General features: G+C 40.2%; 22 protein-coding genes. 12 read left to right on the top strand and 10 right to left on the bottom strand.

The genetic code is table 11. The features are described 5' to 3' along the window. Nucleotides 1-126: 126 nt before the first annotated feature. The 4 genes from trmA (at nt 127) to PTT44_RS06005 (ending at nt 2875) form a co-directional block, all read left to right on the top strand. On the top strand, nt 127-1209 hold the full coding sequence (gene trmA / locus PTT44_RS06020; RefSeq protein ID WP_168159209.1) for a tRNA (uridine(54)-C5)-methyltransferase TrmA: 1083 nt from the start codon (nt 127-129) through the stop codon (nt 1207-1209). A 242-nt stretch (nt 1210-1451) separates the two neighbouring features. Next, on the top strand, nt 1452-1676 hold the full coding sequence (locus tag PTT44_RS06015) for a hypothetical protein (RefSeq protein ID WP_004984703.1): 225 nt from the start codon (nt 1452-1454) through the stop codon (nt 1674-1676). A gap of 208 nt (nt 1677-1884) precedes the next feature. Beyond that, entirely contained in the window at nt 1885-2133 is a 249-nt protein-coding gene (locus tag PTT44_RS06010) for a hypothetical protein (protein WP_168159210.1), read from the top strand. A gap of 202 nt (nt 2134-2335) precedes the next feature. Further along, complete coding sequence (locus tag PTT44_RS06005) at nt 2336-2875, top strand: lecithin retinol acyltransferase family protein (RefSeq protein ID WP_159127504.1); 540 nt, start codon at nt 2336-2338, stop codon at nt 2873-2875. Here the strand turns inward: PTT44_RS06005 and PTT44_RS06000 are convergent. The 3 genes from PTT44_RS06000 to PTT44_RS05990 all read right to left on the bottom strand — a co-directional run bounded on the left by PTT44_RS06000 (nt 2869) and on the right by PTT44_RS05990 (nt 6162). Next, on the bottom strand, nt 2869-3330 hold the full coding sequence (locus PTT44_RS06000; protein ID WP_004696977.1) for an SRPBCC domain-containing protein: 462 nt from the start codon (nt 3328-3330) through the stop codon (nt 2869-2871). The two genes, PTT44_RS06005 and PTT44_RS06000, sit on opposite strands and share 7 nt — an antisense overlap. Nucleotides 3331-3449: 119 nt before the next feature. Then, a complete protein-coding gene (locus PTT44_RS05995; RefSeq protein ID WP_168159211.1) occupies nt 3450-4361 on the bottom strand; it encodes a bestrophin family protein in 912 nt (303 codons plus the stop codon). A gap of 82 nt (nt 4362-4443) precedes the next feature. Then, a complete protein-coding gene (locus PTT44_RS05990) occupies nt 4444-6162 on the bottom strand; it encodes a glutamine--tRNA ligase/YqeY domain fusion protein (RefSeq protein WP_168159212.1) in 1719 nt (572 codons plus the stop codon). A gap of 235 nt (nt 6163-6397) precedes the next feature. Between PTT44_RS05990 and PTT44_RS05985 the strand changes: the two genes are divergently transcribed. Continuing rightward, nucleotides 6398-6907, top strand: a complete 510-nt coding sequence (locus tag PTT44_RS05985; RefSeq protein WP_004696971.1) for a peptidylprolyl isomerase — start codon at nt 6398-6400, stop codon at nt 6905-6907. An 89-nt stretch (nt 6908-6996) separates the two neighbouring features. After that, nucleotides 6997-7716, top strand: coding sequence for a UDP-2,3-diacylglucosamine diphosphatase (locus tag PTT44_RS05980; protein WP_168159334.1), 720 nt, complete (start codon nt 6997-6999; stop codon nt 7714-7716). 61 nt (nt 7717-7777) lie between these two features. Here PTT44_RS05980 and PTT44_RS05975 read toward each other — a convergent pair whose 3' ends face one another. Further along, complete coding sequence (locus tag PTT44_RS05975; protein ID WP_004696967.1) at nt 7778-8005, bottom strand: hypothetical protein; 228 nt, start codon at nt 8003-8005, stop codon at nt 7778-7780. 416 nt (nt 8006-8421) lie between these two features. Between PTT44_RS05975 and nfsB the strand changes: the two genes are divergently transcribed. Both nfsB and PTT44_RS05965 read left to right on the top strand, forming a co-directional pair. Beyond that, the gene (gene nfsB / locus PTT44_RS05970; RefSeq protein WP_125274350.1) at nt 8422-9075 is read left to right on the top strand and encodes an oxygen-insensitive NAD(P)H nitroreductase; all 654 of its coding nucleotides are present in this window, start codon (nt 8422-8424) and stop codon (nt 9073-9075) included. 100 nt (nt 9076-9175) lie between these two features. Then, nucleotides 9176-9409: a hypothetical protein gene (locus PTT44_RS05965; RefSeq protein WP_168159213.1), complete on the top strand. Its 234-nt coding sequence runs from the start codon at nt 9176-9178 to the stop codon at nt 9407-9409. On the opposite strand, the gene PTT44_RS05960 is transcribed toward PTT44_RS05965, so the two are convergent. From PTT44_RS05960 to PTT44_RS05945, 4 genes are all read right to left on the bottom strand, one after another. Continuing rightward, nucleotides 9369-10226: a DMT family transporter gene (locus PTT44_RS05960; RefSeq protein WP_168159214.1), complete on the bottom strand. Its 858-nt coding sequence runs from the start codon at nt 10224-10226 to the stop codon at nt 9369-9371. The two genes, PTT44_RS05965 and PTT44_RS05960, sit on opposite strands and share 41 nt — an antisense overlap. A gap of 93 nt (nt 10227-10319) precedes the next feature. Further along, nucleotides 10320-11357 (bottom strand): class II fructose-bisphosphate aldolase, encoded by a 1038-nt coding sequence (fba, locus tag PTT44_RS05955; RefSeq protein WP_004984718.1) that lies wholly within the window; start codon nt 11355-11357, stop codon nt 10320-10322. Between the two features lie 121 nt (nt 11358-11478). Then, entirely contained in the window at nt 11479-11754 is a 276-nt protein-coding gene (locus PTT44_RS05950; RefSeq protein ID WP_004696954.1) for a hypothetical protein, read from the bottom strand. Between the two features lie 149 nt (nt 11755-11903). Beyond that, entirely contained in the window at nt 11904-13094 is a 1191-nt protein-coding gene (locus tag PTT44_RS05945) for a phosphoglycerate kinase (protein ID WP_058869696.1), read from the bottom strand. Nucleotides 13095-13231: 137 nt separating this feature from the next. On the opposite strand from PTT44_RS05945, the gene PTT44_RS05940 reads away from it, so the two are divergent. The 4 genes from PTT44_RS05940 to PTT44_RS05925 all read left to right on the top strand — a co-directional run bounded on the left by PTT44_RS05940 (nt 13232) and on the right by PTT44_RS05925 (nt 16966). Next, nucleotides 13232-13618, top strand: a complete 387-nt coding sequence (locus PTT44_RS05940; RefSeq protein ID WP_004984725.1) for a DUF2237 family protein — start codon at nt 13232-13234, stop codon at nt 13616-13618. Next, on the top strand, nt 13615-14208 hold the full coding sequence (locus PTT44_RS05935) for a Maf family protein (RefSeq protein WP_058869697.1): 594 nt from the start codon (nt 13615-13617) through the stop codon (nt 14206-14208). The genes PTT44_RS05940 and PTT44_RS05935 overlap by 4 nt, the downstream gene beginning before the upstream one ends. Before the next feature lie 266 nt (nt 14209-14474). After that, a protein-coding gene (locus tag PTT44_RS05930) for an IS3 family transposase (RefSeq protein WP_435781935.1) occupies nt 14475-15621 on the top strand; the annotation gives its coding sequence in 2 pieces (ribosomal slippage) (nt 14475-14723 and nt 14725-15621; 1146 coding nt in all). Between the two features lie 178 nt (nt 15622-15799). Continuing rightward, on the top strand, nt 15800-16966 hold the full coding sequence (locus PTT44_RS05925) for a ribosomal protein uL16 3-hydroxylase (protein WP_273795560.1): 1167 nt from the start codon (nt 15800-15802) through the stop codon (nt 16964-16966). A 26-nt stretch (nt 16967-16992) separates the two neighbouring features. Here the strand turns inward: PTT44_RS05925 and PTT44_RS05920 are convergent, their stop codons facing one another. Both PTT44_RS05920 and PTT44_RS05915 read right to left on the bottom strand, forming a co-directional pair. Further along, nucleotides 16993-18891 (bottom strand): sensor histidine kinase, encoded by a 1899-nt coding sequence (locus PTT44_RS05920; protein WP_168159217.1) that lies wholly within the window; start codon nt 18889-18891, stop codon nt 16993-16995. Beyond that, nucleotides 18888-19574 (bottom strand): LuxR C-terminal-related transcriptional regulator, encoded by a 687-nt coding sequence (locus PTT44_RS05915; RefSeq protein ID WP_148825979.1) that lies wholly within the window; start codon nt 19572-19574, stop codon nt 18888-18890. The genes PTT44_RS05920 and PTT44_RS05915 overlap by 4 nt, the downstream gene beginning before the upstream one ends. Nucleotides 19575-19754 lie beyond the last annotated feature (180 nt).

The following is a 19754-nucleotide window of genomic DNA, read 5'->3' as shown; positions in this document are numbered from 1 at the left end:
ATGTAGCACAGCATCAAACCACTTGTAGCATGAATAAACCCCACGCTTTTGCTGAATATCTTTAGGCTAATTCGGCAAACTTTGTTACCATCTCTTTTTTCAATATGTTTGCGATTTTTACTGCATATGACTTCTTCTTATCAACAACAACTTGACGCCAAAATTGAACGAATTACAGCTCAATTTGCTGAATTCACTCCACCTGCACTTGAAGTTTTTCAATCTCCTGAAAAACACTTTCGCATGCGTGCAGAATTCCGTATTTGGCATACCGAAGATGATATGTTTTATGCCATGTTTGAACGCGATGAAGACAATCAAAAAAAAGTCATTCGTATTGATGACTTCCCAATCGCTGATGCCAGTATTAATCAGCTCATGCCTATTTTATTGGCAGAATTAAAAAGCAATGATCTCCTCTCAAAACGCTTATTTGAAGTGCATTTCTTAGCGACCTTAAAAGGTGAAATGCTGGTTTCGCTGATTTATCGCTGCCCACTCGATGAACAATGGCAGGTTTTAGCCAAACAACTTTCAGAAAAATTAAATATTAAATTGATTGGCCGTAGCCGTGGTCAAAAAGTGGTGCTCACCGATGAATTTGTGGTGGAAGAACTACAAGTTTTTGAGCGTAAATATCAGTACAAACAAATTGAAAGCAGCTTTACCCAGCCCAATGCGCAAGTCTGCCAAAAAATGCTCGAATGGGCCTGCAATGCTGCACAGCAGTCCAACAAAGATTTGTTAGAACTTTACTGTGGCAATGGTAACTTTACCCTACCGCTTTCAACCCGTTTCAACCGTGTTTTAGCCACTGAGCTGGCTAAGTCCTCGGTGTATGCAGCACAGTGGAACATCGAACAAAACCACATCGATAATATTCAAGTCGCGCGTTTATCAGCAGAAGACTTCACACAAGCCTATAACGGCGAGCGCGAATTCCGTCGCTTACAAGAAGCAAATATCGATATGAGCAGCTATGAGTTCGATACGGTGTTTGTTGACCCACCGCGTGCAGGTATTGATGATGAAACCTTGAAATTGATTCAGCGTTTTGAACGGATCATCTATATTTCGTGTAATCCTGACACCTTGCATGACAACTTAAAAACACTCAGCCAAACCCATAAAATTTCACAGTTTGCGCTGTTTGACCAATTCCCCTATACCCACCATGTCGAGTCTGGGATTTTACTAGAAAAAATTTAAACAATTTGTTGCAACTTAAACCGTAGAAAAAAGAAGCTCAAATGAGCTTCTTTTTTAATTTTCATGAAAAAAGATAAGCTTATATAAAATGCAAGTATTTCAACTGTCATAATAACGTTAATACCTTGCGCTATAATCGGAATTTTTCGACATCGATCGCTGCTTTTATCTCTCACGCTGACTTGCATTATTTTACAGATTGGTTATATTTCACCCTATGTTAGGTTGTAAATGAAGTCTATATGAGTTTTTGGCAAAAGCTGTTTTCGAATGAACAGCAAAACGAGCATAAAAATCAAATTGCTTGTGTTGAAAATGACTGCTCTTGTAAAACCAATGAACAGCTCATCGAAAAGCTTAAAACAGCGACCGATGAAGACGTGATTGTTGGGATTAAAAAGGTATTAGCTTCTCGTGGCTATGGCCGTAAGGAGTTAAATGAACTTCAGCATCGACCTCTACAGTAGTAGAGTCACTGAATATTCATCAAAAAGGCATTTAGATTGATCTAAGTGCCTTTTTTAGTGTCTGTACATCAAACTGCCTATAAAAAACAAAAGCATGTGAAACACAGTACACTTTGCACGTTTAAATATTATACAAAGCCTTATTTTTTTGTTACCTTACAGGCTCAATATAAAAATCAATAATGTTTGAAAATTAAAGGTTTAAGCAATGAAAAAATTACTTATGGTCAGCACATGTATTACCCTTGTATCTTTAACAGCATGTAGCAAAATGCCAAAAGCCTGTGTGGAGTCTTGGGAAAAAATGGAAAAACTTGCCGAGCAGATGGGTTTGCCTGAAGAACAACTCAAAGAACAAAAAAAGAAATTTGAAGAAGATGTGAAAGCGATGAATACTGAAGAAGCAACACACATGTGCAGTACCCAAAACTCACTTTTAGGTCTAGTCGACCAATAAACATCGCCTTATCTTTAAAAGGGATGCTTGCATCCTTTTTTAATGCAATCACAAAAGCTAGATACTCCTTTCCAATCGGTCTCTTTTTATTTCTATCATCGTAAACTCAAATAACCGAAACCCACTAAACGGTCGCTAATTCCTAACAGAAGCTTTAAAATACAGATAAAAGACAACTGTAATGAATTAGCACGTATTAGGCATGCAACAACAAAAAGTCCACTACCCCTTGGGGGCTCATCTCATAGTCAAACATTTTGGCTATACGCATCACGGCATATATGCTGGGCGTGGACGTGTAATCCATTATTCAGGTTTTGCGCATCTTTTTAAAAAGCACCCGATTGAAATCACTTCTATCGAAAACTTTAGCCACGGACGTAAAATTATAGTCAATCAGTACCAAGACCCCAAATATAAAGGCCGTAAAGTGGTTCGCCGTATGCGCTCACGCATGCATGAAAACAACTACCATCTTATTATCAATAACTGTGAACACTTATGCACGTGGGCCATTACAGGCGTTGAAAGTAGCCCCCAAGTCATCAAAATGATGAACCGACTCACTACCATTGGCTATGTCAGCTCTATGATGAGTTTCATGAACAGCCTAATGTTAACGCTCACCACCACCTGTTTTGCCTTGGTGCTTTATATCAAAAAGAAATTACGTGATAAGGCCAAACAGCAGCTCGGCAACTATTTTGAGTTTAAAGAGGAACGCTCTAAAAAAGATCACTGATGTGAACGTAACTGAAAAGGCGGGAATTTATCTTCCACCAAGTTGAGCTGGATATCGTATTCAAGCCATGCCTTGGCACCATCTAGCACTGTAGTAAAGCCACCTGTTGCATCCATCACATAATGAATCAGCTCATTACCTTGTAACTCAATATCATAATTTCGAATGATCACATAGGTATTCATGCTGTCGATTTTTTCAAATACAAAATCCACTTTAGTTTTAGGCGTCCCCCATTCGATGCAGATCAGCTCATTTTCAACGACTTGTAGGACATGAGTCGAGTGTGTAATTTGGTATTTATCCCATGTCCAATCGACCATTGCGCCTTTTTCTAGATAGCCAGAAGACTGACTAAACCAAAACTTGGTGGTTATGAGTGGATCAACAAAAGCGTTAAACACAATATTGACAGAACGCCGAATCAACATCTGAGTTTCGATCACGGTAGTCATTGTTATATCCCTATCACTTTTAAACTTAGTGATAGCACATCTCAACAAACCAATCATATCGAAAATTTGTTATGGCTCAGGCAATCCGCTCATTTTCTGTTATGGATTTGTTTAATGCTTTAACTTAAATTGGCTCTATGCGCACTTACTGGTTCTGGCAAGGATTCATTTAAAGAACTGAGCATTTCACGCTCTATGCCACGTACAATAGCATCTAAAGGCAAGTCATTTTCCTGAAGCCCGAAAGGTTCTTCTAACTCTGCACTTAGCGCATCTAAACCCAATAAGAGATAGGCAATTAAGGCCACGATCACAGGTGACCAAAAACCAAGACTGGAACTTAAACTAAAAGGTAAAATGAGACAGAAAGAGTACACGGCACGGTGTAACAAAACCGAATAAGAAAATGGCAGAGGTGTAGATGAAATACGGTCACAACCAGCGTGAATATCCCCCATTGCCACCGTATGCTTGGTCAGCATACTGTAAATAATATCGCTAATCTCACCACGCTTATACAACGCCGCCAGATCTTTCTGCGTAAGCTCTAATAGATATTGCGGTGGATTAATATGCGTAGCCAATATTTGCCACTGCTCTGCTGTCAGTTGTACTTTGGCTTGATAGTGGTCATAAGTATGACTTTGCTGCCGTAAACGATCTCGAAGCAAGTGGCTAAATAATATCACCCGATACATCAAAACTCTACGCTCTGCATCATTTAAGACATAACTATCACGAATCATATGCCGTGCATTCGCAATCATTGCGCCCCATAGCTTACGCCCTTCCCACCAGCGGTCATAACACGCTGTATTTCGAAAGCTTAAGAAAATCGAAAGAATCACACCAAATACAGTAAAACCAATGACAGGCACTGCAGGAGCTGTCACGTAATGTTGAGTCGCTAGATAAACCAACAGTGTTGAAATTAAAACACCTACCATCAGTGCCGGAAACACTTTCGGTAAAATGGTGCCGCGCCAAGCAAAGAGTAATGCAAAGCTATTGGTTTTATCTCGAACGATCACAGTGTATTCCTATTGGTTTCGCTACGAAAAGGCTCAACCGAGGTTGAGCCTTATATCTATATCCACATCAAGCAAACAGCGCTTATTTAGGCTTAAAACTGTCTTTTAAGTCTAAAATACGGTTAAACACAGGCTTCTCTGCTGTATGGTCGTATTGATCTGCAACAAAATAACCTTCACGCTCAAATTGGAAACGGTCTTCAGGCTGTGCTTGTGCCAATGCAGGCTCAATCACCGCGTGTACAATTTTCAACGAATCAGGGTTCAAGTTCGCTAAGAAATCATCACCCACTTCAGGATCCGACTCTGTAAACAGGCGATCATAAATACGCACTTCAGCAGGAATGCCCTTGCTTGCAGATACCCAGTGAATTACCCCTTTAACTTTACGACCTTCTGGATTTTTACCCAAAGTTTCAGGGTCAATTGAGCATTTCAACTCAACCACTTCACCGCTTTCATCTTTAATCACTTCATCACACTTAATGACATAAGCATGACGCAAACGCACTTCACCACCCGGAATTAAACGCTTGAAGCCTTTTGGTGGTTCTTCTTCAAAGTCTTTACGGTCAATATAAATTTCAGAGGTTAACGGAATTACACGTTCCCCCATGTCTACATTTGGATGACGTGAATGGGTTAAATCCATATCATTAGGCAAGTTGGTGAGCGTAACTTTAAGTGGGTTCAACACCGCCATACCACGCGCCGAAACATTTTCTAAAGACTGACGAATGCAGTATTCAAGCATTGCAACATCAACAATACCATCTGACTTCGACACACCAACGCGCTTACAGAAGTCACGTAGACCTTCTGGGGTAAAACCACGACGGCGCATACCTACAACCGTTGGCATACGTGGGTCATCCCATCCATTGACATAACCACCTTCAACCAATTTACGCAATTTACGTTTAGAGGTAATGGTGTAGTCAATATTTAAACGGCTAGACTCATACTGACGTGGCACTACTTCCGAGTGAACTTTCTCAACCACCCAGTCATAAAACGGACGGTGGTCTTGGAATTCCAAAGTACACAGTGAGTGAGTAATGCCTTCAATTGCATCAGATAATGGATGCGCATAGTCGTACATTGGGTACATTTTCCATTTATCACCTGTTTGGTGATGCTCTGAATGAAGTACACGGTACAAAATAGGATCACGCATATGCACATTTGGAGATGCCATATCAATTTTGGCACGCAGAACAGCTTCACCTTCTGCAAACTCGCCATTGTTCATTTTTTCAAAACGCGCAAGGTTTTCTTCAACTGAAGTATCACGGTAAGGCGAGTTTTTACCCGGCTCAATAAAGTTACCGCGGTTCAAACGAATTTCTTCAGGTGACTGCAAATCAACATAAGCATCACCCTGTTTAATCAGTTGAATCGCCCATGCATGGAGTTGATCGAAATAACTTGATGCATAGCGTGGTTCACCATTCCATTCAAAACCCAACCATTTAACGTCGTTGGCGATCCCATCTACATACTCTTGTTCTTCTGCATCTGGGTTGGTGTCATCAAAACGTAGGTTACAAAAACCATCAAACTCGTTGGCAATACCAAAGTTTAAGCAAATTGCTTTAACGTGACCAATGTGTAAATAACCATTCGGCTCTGGCGGGAAACGCGTTACAACTTTTTGCGTACGACCTTCAGCCAAATCATCGGTAATCACTTGGCGAACAAAGTCTAAGCCTGGCTGTTGTTCTTGCTGCGCTGCGACAGAGGCATTGTTACTTGGTGTCGGATTATTTGGCAGTGTTGAAACAACATCATTCGGCTTCATAGTTTAAAAATCACTTTGATGAAAAAAATTAAGGAAAAATAGGGTCCTGCTATACGAGCATAATTCTAACTGATCTATCAGTCGATTTATGAATATTTTACAGCCCCTTAAACGATATTTGATGTATTTTACAAAGAAAATAACGTTTTTACTTGCCTTGTAGTTTACAGTTTGCTTATGCTTCTCACAACCAAAAAACCCATGGCTTTGATGTCCATGATTAGGAGATTACACAATGAGTTTTCCTCAAGTCGAATTAAACACCAATAAAGGTCGTATTGTTCTTGAACTTAACAACGAAAAAGCACCAATTACTGTTGCTAACTTCTTAGAATACGTACGTGACGGTTTCTATGACGGCGTAATTTTCCACCGCGTGATCGATGGTTTCATGATCCAAGGTGGTGGTATGGATGAAAACTTCAAAGAAAAAGCAACACGTGATGCAATTGAAAACGAAGCTGATAACGGCTTAACCAATGACCTTGGTACAATTGCAATGGCGCGTACACAAGCACCTCACTCTGCATCTGCGCAGTTCTTTATTAACGTGGGTAACAACTCTTTCCTTAATCACTCTGGCAAAAATGCACAAGGTTGGGGTTATGCAGTTTTCGGTAAAGTAACTGAAGGTCTAGACGTAGTAAACGAAATTAAAGGCGTTCGTACTGGCAACCGTGGCTACCACGCTGACGTTCCACTAGAAAACGTTGTTATTGAATCTGCTAAGATCATTTCTGAATAAAAATCCCTCCTAACCTCCCTTTAAAAAAGGGAGGAAGTCCCTCTTTTAAAAGAGGGATTTAGGGAGATTAAATTAAAATGGAAACTTCCGTGACCTATTTGTTTATCGCTGATTTACACTTGTCACCAGATCACCCTCGACTCGTTCGGGGGTTTTTAGATTTATTAGAGGCTTATAAAAACAAGAATACTCAGCTATATATTTTAGGTGATTGGTTCAATGCATGGATTGGCGACGACTACACTGCTCCTTGGCTAGATGAAATCATTCGCGTTTTAAAGCAATTTTCAAATGCAGGCAATCACATCTATTTCTTAACTGGTAACCGTGATTTTGCCCTAGGACAGCAGTTCCTCGACCAATTTAATGGCCAACTGTTAGCTGAAGTTTGCACACTCAAACTTTCAGATTACACCATTCGTATTGAACACGGTGATCTACTGTGCACGGACGACGTATCCTATCAGCGCTTTCGTAAAATTATCCGTAATCCACTTCTGTTGAAGTTTTTAAAAAGTACACCGCTTGGCTTTAGACAAAAGCTGGCCAATGGATTCCGTAAAAAAAGCCGTCAAGCGCAACAGTTTAAAAGCTATGAAGTCATGGATGTGAATCAAGATGCTGTTCAAGCAGCATTAAGCAATGCGGATTTACTGATTCACGGACACACCCACCGCGCCAATATTCATGATGTCGATGGGAAAAAGAGAATTGTACTCGGTGACTGGAAAGAAGATTCCGCTCAGATTTTAGAAATTAATGCGAATGATCATCTACAAAATTTGGCATTAAAAAAATGGCAGTATTAATGCCATTTTTTTGCGATACCAATCAATATTATACATAATGCTAACTCAAGTACTTACCGCCTTAATTCAACTCATTTAGACGATACAATTGATTAACACCGGTATAAAAGCTCAAACCATCTAAGTTCATTGGAAGAGTTTCGCCAGATTCAAGTTGAATCATATGCCCCACTTCCACCCAGATTAAACCATGATTTGTATTCTGTTGACGTTTAAGTGGCACCAATTTTACATTGATTTCACTACCATTTACGGCTGTAGCAACACGCCATGTATTTAAAGTTGTCAAAATTTTAACTCACTAAGTGAGCTTTTTGTGATGGAACAAAGAGATTAATAAAACGGGTTTTGAATAATAATTCTGTAGTTACAATGATGATATTCAAGTCATATGCCTGAACTCAGATAGATCACAATCAGCTATATCATAGAAAAGTAGGAACAATACCTACTCGTAGTCTGCATTATACTAGGTTGTCAAGATTTAAGCAAAAGTAGTCCATTTTTTAATAGAATGACTTTTTTATTATTTTATCTGTTTGAAATAAAAAACTTTTCATGTAAATACTTTATTCACAGGTGCTTAAATGCGTGTTCAGCCACACACATATTCAACTAAAATCTAAGTCTGTTCGAGTTGTAGCGTGATCACAAGTCTCCTTTCATCGGTTAGAATGAGACATCAACAATAAATCGAGTGCGATTATGGATCTGCTAAATATTTCAAAAAGTCGTTATACCACCAAAGCTTATGACCCAAATAGAAAGATCCCTCATGAACAGTTTACTCGACTATTAGAAATTCTCCGCTTAACGCCATCGTCTATCAACATCCAGCCTTGGCACTTTTTCATTGCAGAAAACACAAACGCCAAAGAGCGGATTGCAAAAGCGCTAGTAGGTAAATACGCATACAATGCCCCCAAAGTGCTAGATTCATCACATACAATTTTATTTTGCACCAAAGCCGATATTTCTGAGCAACATTTGGAAAATTTATTGCATCAAGATGACTTACATGGTCGTTTTAAAGATGATGCCGCTAAGCAAGGCCAAAAAGACAGTCGTTCAGGTTATGTCAACTATTACCGCAATGAAAAAGGTGATGTGCAGCGTTGGGCCGAAAACCAAACCTTTATTGCTTTAGGTCAAATTCTATTGGCTGCAGGTATTGAAAAAATTGATGCGACGCCAATTGGTGGTTTTGATGAATCCATTATTAGTGAAGAGCTAGGTTTAGCCGAACAAGGTCTAATCCCTTCTGTATTGCTCACACTAGGCTATCGTAGTGATGCTGACTTCAATGCAAAATTGCCAAAGTCTCGTTTAAGCAAAGAAGATATTTTCACGCAGCTGTAATGCTGTTTGTATATAAAAGGGACTTCAGTCCCTTTTATATTTTGGGCCTGAGAATTGCTTCATCATGTTCAATGTCAAAACAAAAATAGTGAGGTTGCTGATGTCTGTTAAGCCTAATATGCCGATGAAGTTTGAATGTGCACACTGTAATAAAATCTATTTAGGTCAGTATCAACATATCATGCGCCCTCACTATCCCGATTGCCCCAATTGTGAGCAACCAGGACTGTTATTAGGAATTGCAGTGATTGAGGATCTACTCAAACACCCTTTTTCCTTTGTGCAGATCTATTTTAAACAGACATTGCATAAGCTAAACAAGCCACGCTTGTAATACCCAACACCAATCCGATTGCTGTTGCGAGTTTGAGCTTCTCTTTAAAGAACAGTAGTCCGCTGAATACGCCTAACAGCACCACCATAATATTCATGCCCGCAAAGACCACTGCTGGGCTGTCCTTCAGTAGCAGATGAGCTTTGACATAAAGTGCAATATTGGCAAAGTTCAACACGCCAAGACATAGACCTGCCACGACGTTCTTGGTTAAGCCGATATTTTTCGTAGTCACGGCAACATAACTGACTGACAGCAAAAATGCACAAATAAACATCAGGTTTAACGCAACGGAAAACTGCACACCCAGCCCTGTTGTATATTTGAGTAAGACATCAATCAGCGCATAACCAAACCAGACTAGTGCTAGATACCACACGGCCTGTTTTTGACCTTCTCCACCACCAGAGGCATTGGTAAATAAAATGCACATCACGGCGGCAAGCCCCAAGACCACCCCGATAATTTTGAGCTGATTAAACTGTTCTTGAAAAATAAAATAAGCCGCCAATAAAGATAAAATCACCGACAAACGCTGTGCGATTTCTGTTTTGACAATGCCTGCATATTGTAAAGATTTAGCTAAAAATAAAAATACACTCGGCAACAAGACACCAAGCACGACAATCAGCCACCACGGAGTATTTGAAATAGAAACGTGGCTTAGATCAGGTTTAAACCAGAAGTAACACAGCAAACTGGCTGAAGCATAGTTCCAGCTAATCATCTGGATCGGATCAAATCCTTTGTTTTTGCCCCATTTTAAAAGAATGGAGACCACCACACTACAACAGGCCGCAGCAAATATCAGTTCCATAGCACACTCTTATTATTGTCGCCTCGAATATAAACACACATAGAAAAGCCCACATCAGGGTGGGCTTTTCCAATATAAATGATTCAAAAAGAATTATTTATAACGATCAACCATTTTCTCTAAAGAAATTGGGCGAATCTTGTCGGCATTACCCGCAGTACCAAATGCTTCATAACGGTCAACACAAATTTGTTTCATTGCGTCTACAGTTTTCGCGAAGAATTTACGAGGGTCAAATTCGCTTGGTTGTTCAGCCATCATACGACGCATTGCACCAGTCGATGCTAAACGCAAGTCTGTGTCGATGTTAATTTTACGAACACCGTGCTTAATTGCTTCAACCAATTGCTCAACAGGAACACCATAAGTTTCTTTGATGTCGCCGCCGTACTGGTTAATGATCGCTAACCATTCTTGAGGAACAGAGCTTGAACCGTGCATCACAAGGTGGGTATTTGGAAGCGCCGCATGAATTTCTTTAATGCGGTCAATTGCCAAAATATCGCCTGTAGGTGGACGCGTAAATTTGTACGCACCGTGAGAAGTACCCACTGCAATTGCAAGTGCATCCACATTGGTATCTGCAACAAACTGACGTGCTTCTTCAACTGAAGTGAGAAGTTGAGAATGATCAAGAACACCTTCAGCGCCTACACCATCTTCTTCACCCGCCATACCAGTTTCAAGGCTACCTAAACAACCGATTTCACCTTCAACTGAAACACCGCATGCATGCGCCATTTGTACTGTACGACGTGTTACATCAACATTATATTCATAAGTTGTTGGTGTTTTACCGTCTGCACCCAATGAACCATCCATCATCACAGATGAGAAGCCCAATTGAATTGAACGTTGGCAAACGTCTGGATCTGTACCATGGTCTTGATGCATTACCACTGGAATATGTGGCCATTCTTCAATTGCAGCCAAAATAAGATGACGTAAGAATGGAGCACCTGCATATTTACGCGCACCCGCTGATGCTTGTACGATAACAGGTGAATTTGTCGCATCTGCTGCAAGCATGATTGCGCGCATTTGTTCTAAGTTGTTTACGTTGAATGCTGGTACGCCGTAAGCATGTTCGCCGGCGTGATCCAAGAGCTGGCGCAATGAAATAAGAGCCATAATGTCCTCCCAGTTGATGCGACATATTCTACATGCTCAAAGGTTTCAATTCAGCAACAAATAACACTATTTAAAAAAAATCCCCGCAATTGCAGGGACTTTTTACGAAATTCGCGTGTATTTAGTGTGCTGTAGCTGCCGAAGCCTCTACCGCAGGATCTGCTGTTGCAGCATCGGCTGGTGCATTTGCAACTTCAGCAGGAATGTCTTTGTTCTTTTCATCCAACTCTGGCTGATCAATCGCATCAATTGCCGCTTGTTGTTCAGCCGTTACAGCTTCTTCAACTGCTGCTGTTTCAGATGCCGCAGCGGTTTGCTCTGGTGCTTCATTTTTCTTACAAGCAGTCAGTGCCAATGGTGCTAACAAAAGTGCAGCAAGGGTCATTTTTAAATTCATAATGTTTTCCTAGAACAGATGATTTAATGCCCTGTAGTTTATTTCAGCAATATTTCATTTTCATGACTGAATGATGAATAGATTTGTTAAGCCCATAAAAAAAGGTTGACCGAAGTCAACCTTTTTACAACAGCATTAGCACACAATAATTATTGTGCACGCTCTATTAGCGCTGCAACTGCTGGAAGTGTTTTACCTTCGACAAATTCAAGGAATGCACCACCACCGGTTGAGATATAACCAATTTTGTCTGCAACTTCGTATTTATCAATAGCAGCCAAAGTGTCACCACCACCTGCAATAGAGAAGCCAGCAGATTCAGCAATCGCTAAAGATAAAGTTTTTGTGCCTTCGCCGAATTGATCAACTTCAAATACGCCCACTGGACCATTCCAAAGAATCGTTTTTGACGTTTTTAAAATGTCTGCAAATGCTTTTGCTGTTTCTGGACCTACATCCAAAATCATGTCATTGTCAGTCACATCTTCAACTTTTTTCACGACAGCTTTAGCAGCAGCCAATGAACCTAAGAAGTCTGCAAAATCGATTTCAGAAGCATCTGCTACTACAACATCCGTTGGAAGCGGTACAGAAACTTTTGCCGCAATTGCTTTTGCGGTGTCAATCAAATCATTTTCACACAATGATTTACCTACATTGAAGCCTGCTGCTGCCAAGAACGTATTGGCAATACCACCACCCACGATCAATTGATCACAAATATCAGAAAGTGATGTCAACACATCTAACTTAGTCGATACTTTAGAACCCGCAACAATAGCAACCATTGGTTTTTCAGGTGTTTGTAATGCACGACCAAGTGCATCTAGCTCAGCCGCCAATAAAGGACCAGCCGCCGCAACTTTCGCTAAACGTGCCACGCCTTCAGTTGATGCTTCTGCGCGGTGCGCTGTACCGAATGCATCCATCACAAATACATCACAAAGTGCTGCATATTTTGCTGCAAGTTCTGGGTTGTTTTTCTTTTCACCCGCGTTAAAACGGCAGTTTTCAAGGAGTACCACTTGACCTGCTGCAACTTCAACACCATCAAGGTAATCTGTCACTAATTGAACGTCTTGACCCAATGCTTCAGTCAAATACGCAGCAACAGGCGCTAATGATTGTTCTGGTTTTGGCTCACCTTCAACTGGACGACCAAGGTGAGAATAAACCATTAGTGCTGCGCCTTGTGCTAACGCTGCTTTAATTGTTGGTAAAGCGGCACGTAAACGTGCATCGCTTGTAATCACACCATTTTTAACAGGAACGTTTAAATCTTCGCGAATAAGAACACGTTTACCCGTTAAATCGAGGTCAGTCATACGCTGAAAATTCATGTAGAGCTCTCTTTCTATATAAAAATCGCGTCGATTTTAAATGATTATGCAGAAAAAGGTTAGCTTCTTTTGCAGAAAAGCAAACGAAAGGCAAAGTTTTGCTATCATAGTGAAAAGTCTCACTAGATTTAGCATTTATGTCTATTCATCCTGATCCAAATCTAAACCGTTTAAACGTTTTGGGTGAACCTTTAGCCAGCTGTTGTTATTCCCCGATCACGGGATATTTCCGTAATGGTTTTTGTCATACTGCACCTTCCGATTTGGGACAACACACAATCTGTGTCGAAATGACCTCTGAGTTTTTAAATTTTTCTCAGCGAGTGGGTAATGATCTCATTACCCCTGTACCTGAAGTTGACTTTCCAGGTCTACAACCTGGTGATTTTTGGTGTATCTGTGTGACACGTTGGGTAGAAGCATATCAGGCCGGTTTTGCACCTCCTGTTAAAGTTCAAGCTTGCCATCAAGCTGTACTCTCCTATGTCCCGCTGAATGTGCTTATGGAATATGCAGTCGAATGAATACTTCAGAAATTATCTTGGCATCAAGCAGTCAAACTCGTAAAGACCTCATGAATCGTTTACGTCTAGACTACCGCTGCGTTGTGCCTGATATAGACGAATCGCCTCGTGGTGAAAGCCATGCCGATGATTTAGCCAAACGATTGGCTTATGAAAAAGCGCATGTCATTGCGTCACAAAACCCTGAAGCAATCGTGATTGGTTCAGATCAAGTGGCGTGGCGTGAAGGTGCACCCGATATTTTTATTGGGAAGCCATTGAGTACTGAAAAAGCCATTAAACAGCTACAGGCCAATTCGGACAAAATTGTCTACTTCAGTACCGCACTCAGCGTGCAGCAACATTCAACAGGTTTTGAACGTAGTCTGGTTGAGCACTATAAAGTTAAGTTCCGTAAACTGGGACTGCCTGAAATTCAGCGTTATGTTGAAGTTGAACAACCACTGATGTGTGCTGGAAGCTTCAAGTGTGAAAGCCTTGGTATTAGCTTATTTGAACAAATGATGGGACAAGATCAAACTACATTGATGGGTATGCCTATGATTCAGTTGTGTCATATTCTGCGTGAATTAAAAGTACTTGTGCCTTAATTCTGTAGCAGTATTTTTAGTTACTTCCCCAATAAATTGAACAGCAGCAAATGTCGCTGTTCAATTCTTAGCATTAAATGTAACAACAACATGAATAAAATATATAGCCAATCGCTCAAAGATTTTTAGATGAATTTGCTGAGAGATAAGCTTGAATGACTCGTTTAAAGTAGATTCGAATGAATAGACTACGGTATAGCGTAATTGGACTGCCACCACTCTCCTAGACAAATATGGTCTATTCTTTTTGCATAGGAGAAAACATTATGAGTGGACAACGTTATACCCCAGAATTTAAAGATGAAGCTGTAAAATTGATTACTGAACGAGGATATTCTGTCAGTGATGTGGCAGATCGTTTAGGTGTATCACAGCACAGTATTTATAAATGGCTTAAAGCTGTACATCCATTACACAACAATCATGATGAACATGAACTGCTTGAAGCAAAGAAAGAAATCCTCCGCCTTAAAAGTCAGCTTAAACAGATAGAAGAGGAACGAGATATCTTAAAGTGAAAGCACTGCTTTCACGCCGCTTTGCAAGCCAGCCCGAGTGAAGTATCAATTCATCCTTGAATACAGCCATCAATTTAAGATTAAAACGATGTGTCGGGTATTAAAGATCGCTCGCGCTGGTTATTACGCTTGGCTACATGAACCTGAATCAAGTAGAACCATTGAAGACAATCGTTTATTACAGCTCATTCGTTCTTCTTATGATGCCAGCTATGGTATCTATGGTTACAGACGCATTACTTTAGACCTTAAAGAATTAGGTGAGGGTTGTGGACCTAATCGTGTACTAAAGATCATGAAAAACAATAGTATTACAACTATACGAGGGTATAAGAAACATAAAAGCTATGGTCGAGGCCGTCCTCAGATTGTGCCACTCAACCATTTAAATCGAGAGTTTGTTGTAAATACACCTGATACTTCGTGGGTGACTGATATTACTTATATTCGCACATGGCAAGGCTGGTTATATCTGGCTGTGGTTCTTGATTTATATTCAAGGAAAGTGATCGGTTGGTCAATGAAATCTACGCTTGACAAAGATATCGTACTTGATGCTCTACTCATGGCAGTATGGCGACGCAGACCTAATGAACCTGTGATCATACACTCAGACCAAGGCTCACAATACAGTAGCGGAGACTGGCAAAAATTCTGTCAGAAGCATAACTTAATACCTAGCATGAGCCGCAGAGGAAACTGCTGGGATAATGCCGTTGCAGAATCCTTTTTTAGTAGCTTAAAGAAGGAAAGAATTAAAAAGAGAATCTATAAAACACGCGAAATGGCGCGTGCGGATGTGTTTGATTACATCGAGATGCTTTACAATCGAATCAGGCGCCATTCGCATCTTGATGGGATGAGTCCAGAAGCATTCGAGGCAGCTGCAAAATGAGGCTACTTCAATGTCTAGGATACTGGGAGCAGTCCAGCTGTAAAAATTTTGATTCCTGAAATCATAACGACTGAGACAAACTCAATTTATTTAAATAAATCTAACGATACTTGCACATAGACCTTCGATCATAAGACAATAGTCACAATATTGTTTTAAATTTGCTTAGGCTATTTCCATGTCCCAATCTCTTGATGTTCTTGGCGGTATTACAGCTGAACAATTCCTTGCTGAATATTGGCAAAAAAAGCCATTATTGGTCCGCAACGCGCTGCCTGAAATTATCAATATTTTAGAACCTAGTGATATTATGGAACTGGCTTTAGATGAAAATGTCACAGCTCGTCTCATCAAACAAAAAGACCGTGACCCAAATCAGTGGTCGGTAAAGTCTTCACCGCTGTTAAAAGCTGACTTCCAAAAGATGCCAAAACTCTGGACTTTATTGGTTCAAGCCGTAGATCACTACTCTTTTGACTTAGCAGCACTGTGGAAAAAATTTCCTTTTATTCCGCAGTGGCGCCGTGATGACATCATGGTGTCTTATGCGCCTAAAGGTGGCTCTGTCGGAAAGCATTTTGACTTTTACGATGTCTTTTTAGTTCAAGGTTATGGTCATCGTCGTTGGCAGTTGGGTCAAATGTGCGATGCTGAATCTGAGATTGTTGCAGGCCAACCTTTAAAATTACTGCCTGAAATTGACGTACATTTTGACGAAGTATTAGCACCAGGTGATCTACTTTATGTACCCCCGGGTTTATCACATTATGGTGTAGCCGAAGATGACTGTCTGACCTTCTCTTTTGGCTTCCGTATGCCAAACGTCACCGACATGGTAGACCGTGTAGGCGATAAACTGTCTGATAACGCTCTGCTGCGTAATCCATTGCTCGATATTGTCCGTGACCAACAAAGCCCGATCGGTCAACTAACACAAAACGAATTGGATTATTTAAAGGCAGAAATTTTGGCTCAGCTACAAAATTCAACTTTGCTTGAAGATGCTATTATGACCTTGATGTCAGAGCCAAAGTACCCTGAAAACATTCCTGATGCTGAAGAAATTGGCACAGGAGATTTAGAAGGTATTTTAGACCAAGGTTATCAATTGATCTTAGAACCCGCTTCTCGCCTACTGTATACTCACGATGAAGGTGCATTCTTATTTTGGGCCAATGGTGAAGGGCTATGCATTTCAGAGCAATTTACACCATTACTTAAGAATTTAGCAGATGGTGAAGCACTGTTACTTGATGAAAGCTTATATGATGCCGATATTCTAGAAGACATTGCAATGCTGATGAACGAATCCGTCTTAATGCTACTCCCACCTGACGAAGCTTAAGCAAACCAAGTGCTGAGGAATCTAATCTACTCAGCACTTTCTCCCTCACCAAACCTTAAACTGGCAATAATTTTGGTACAGCCTTTTTCAGATTCGATATTGAGCTCAGCACCAATTTTTTCTAAACGCATTTTCATACTGCGCATACCAATGCCCATCCCGTGGTTAAGCACACACTCCACATTAAAACCTACGCCATCATCCTGAATAATCATGACCAAGTGAGTTGTACTTGGATAATACATTTTTACATCAATATGCCGTGCTTGGCTGTGCTTCATAATATTGGTCAGACTTTCTTCAAGCACACGAATTAAAGTCAAACATTGTAGTGCCGTCGGTTGTATTTCCCATGCCTCCGGAATGCTCCAAGTCGCCTCCATATCTAGCTCATCCATGATCTGACTAAACCGATGCCGAACAGGAGCAATCCATAACACAGGATTATCTGGCGTTTTGTTATTGGTTAAAGAACCGCTGTCAATAATTTGTCTTAAATCATCTCGAAGTAATTTGAGGATGGATAAAAATTGTTGATTCGACATGGTACTAGCGCTCTGATCCACCAAAATCATGGAACGAACCAAAGATGCCCCCAAACCATCGTGCAAATCATGCGCTAAATGAATACGCTCCTGTAGACGAACATTTTCAATCTCTAATTGGTGTCGTGCATATAAACTAGAGGACAAATTACTGGTCACAAAGCTTACCCTCTGCTCAAGCTCAGTATTAAATCTTTGTATTTTTTTGATATTTCTATCTAAACGCGTTGCGAGAATAATCACGATAAAAAATGTGATCACCGGTGAGGTATACGGTGACAAGGGCTGATGGTCATTAATATGACCATCAAAAAGTAGTGAAATATCATAAAGCATAACTATAAGAATCACGCTTAAACAAACAGCCAATAAAATATAATCAGGGCGCTTCGTTTTATAAGCACGATAAATCACAAAAAAGAATGATGCGATAAAGAGCACAATGCACAATAAGAAAATCACCGCAGTTACGATATTAACCATCAAGCTCGGGATAAATAAGATGGTAACAATACACACCGCAGCAACTAAAAATAAGGTTTTTTCTAACTCAGCAAACTTTGTTCTTACAAAACGCAGCAGGTAAATGCAAAAGCAAACATTGTATAAAACAAAAAAAGTCAGATTAGTTTTCATGACCCACAGGGAGTTTGGATATGGAAACACTTCTCGATTGATGACATTCCAAATAAACAATACCCAAAACAAACAGCTAACAGAAAACCACAAAAATGTCGTTTCATTGCGTCTAAAAAACCAAATGACAAAACACACCAACCCTAAGGTAGTAGAAATAACTAAGTTAACTTGAAACAGTGCTCTCTTGTTCCAAATTCGTTTTTGTTGTTTATCATATGCTGTTGTGATATCAGAAAATTCTAGATTACCTAAACCCGGACTTTCATAACTATTACCAACCACATACACCCAAATGTCATTGTTTTTTTGTTTTAAGCTTTCGACAGGAAGGATCCAAAAACGCGGGGTATTCCAACTTTTGGATAGAGGCTCAACTAAATGCTTATCTTTCCAAAGTAAATTTCGATTAAAAAAAACAGCGCCTGCGCTACTCATGCCTTCCACAGAAAATGCTAAAGGCTGCTTCAGTTCATTACTATCCTTACAACTCCAATGCCAATTAAAATGGTACCAAACGCCACCATCATAGTATGGCCAACGCTCTGTCCACACATCAGGGTTTTTGACCTCGACCCACCCAATCTTTGGAACAACATCAATAGAACTTGTTTTCACTGCAGAAATTTTATCGATATTTACTTTACAGGTTGGACTAACAATAAAGTTCGTTTGCGCGGAACTGGCAAAGCTAATCACACACAAGCATAGTGTGATAAAAATACTCAGCCAACCATTTCTCATAAAATACCTAAAGAACGTGCAGTACTGACTGCTTTAGTTCTTTTTGTGACGGAAAGCTTCCGGTAAATATGCTTAATATGACTTTCAACGGTATAACGTGATACAAATAATTGCTCAGCAATTTCACGATTACTCAGACCCTGCGCCACTAAATTAAGAATTTCAGTTTCTCGATTGGTGAGTTGGTCATAGTCCTGACCATCTAACTGCTCTACCCGCTCAGTTTGTGGGGTATTTGAGGTCGAGATTTGATTTAATATTTCACGAGCAATAAATGGGTCAATCGGTGCACCACCGCGCAAAATACTCCGTATCGACATCAGTACTTCAGCATCATCACGTTCTTTTAGTACATAACCATTCGCTCCAGCCTTAATCGAGGCAAATAAGCTTTGCTGTGTACTCCATGCCGAAATCACTAGAATTAATGCGCTTTCATCTATGTCTCTGAGTTTTTCAATTAAAGTGATGCCATTTCCATCAGGCAACCCTAAATCGACTAAGGCTAAAGAAATTGGTTGTGAGGCAATGATTTGCATGGCTTCAGCTAAATTTTTAGCAAAAATCAGCATATCTTGACTATAGCCCAGTTCCGACAGGATCAGATCTAGACGCGAGCGAATCATGGCTTCATCTTCCACGATTAAAACAGGTGCAGGCAAAACAGTTTCCTTATTTTTCACTGAAGCTTCCCCTTTTTCTTATCATTCTTCAACCACACTATACCGATGCAAACTTGGCCTAACCTATCCCTAGAAGTAAGTAATTTATAATTTTTTCTTTTGAACAATAAGCGCTTATTCATATTCATTTTATATACTTTAAATTCTGAAAGATATCAATCTGTATGAAATTTATCCATA

Source organism: Acinetobacter sp. Gutcm_16 (assembly GCF_028649355.1).
Lineage (GTDB): Bacteria > Pseudomonadota > Gammaproteobacteria > Pseudomonadales > Moraxellaceae > Acinetobacter > Acinetobacter johnsonii.
The sequence above is the reverse complement of the archived record's forward strand: the minus strand, read 5'-3'. Positions and strand labels throughout refer to the sequence as shown.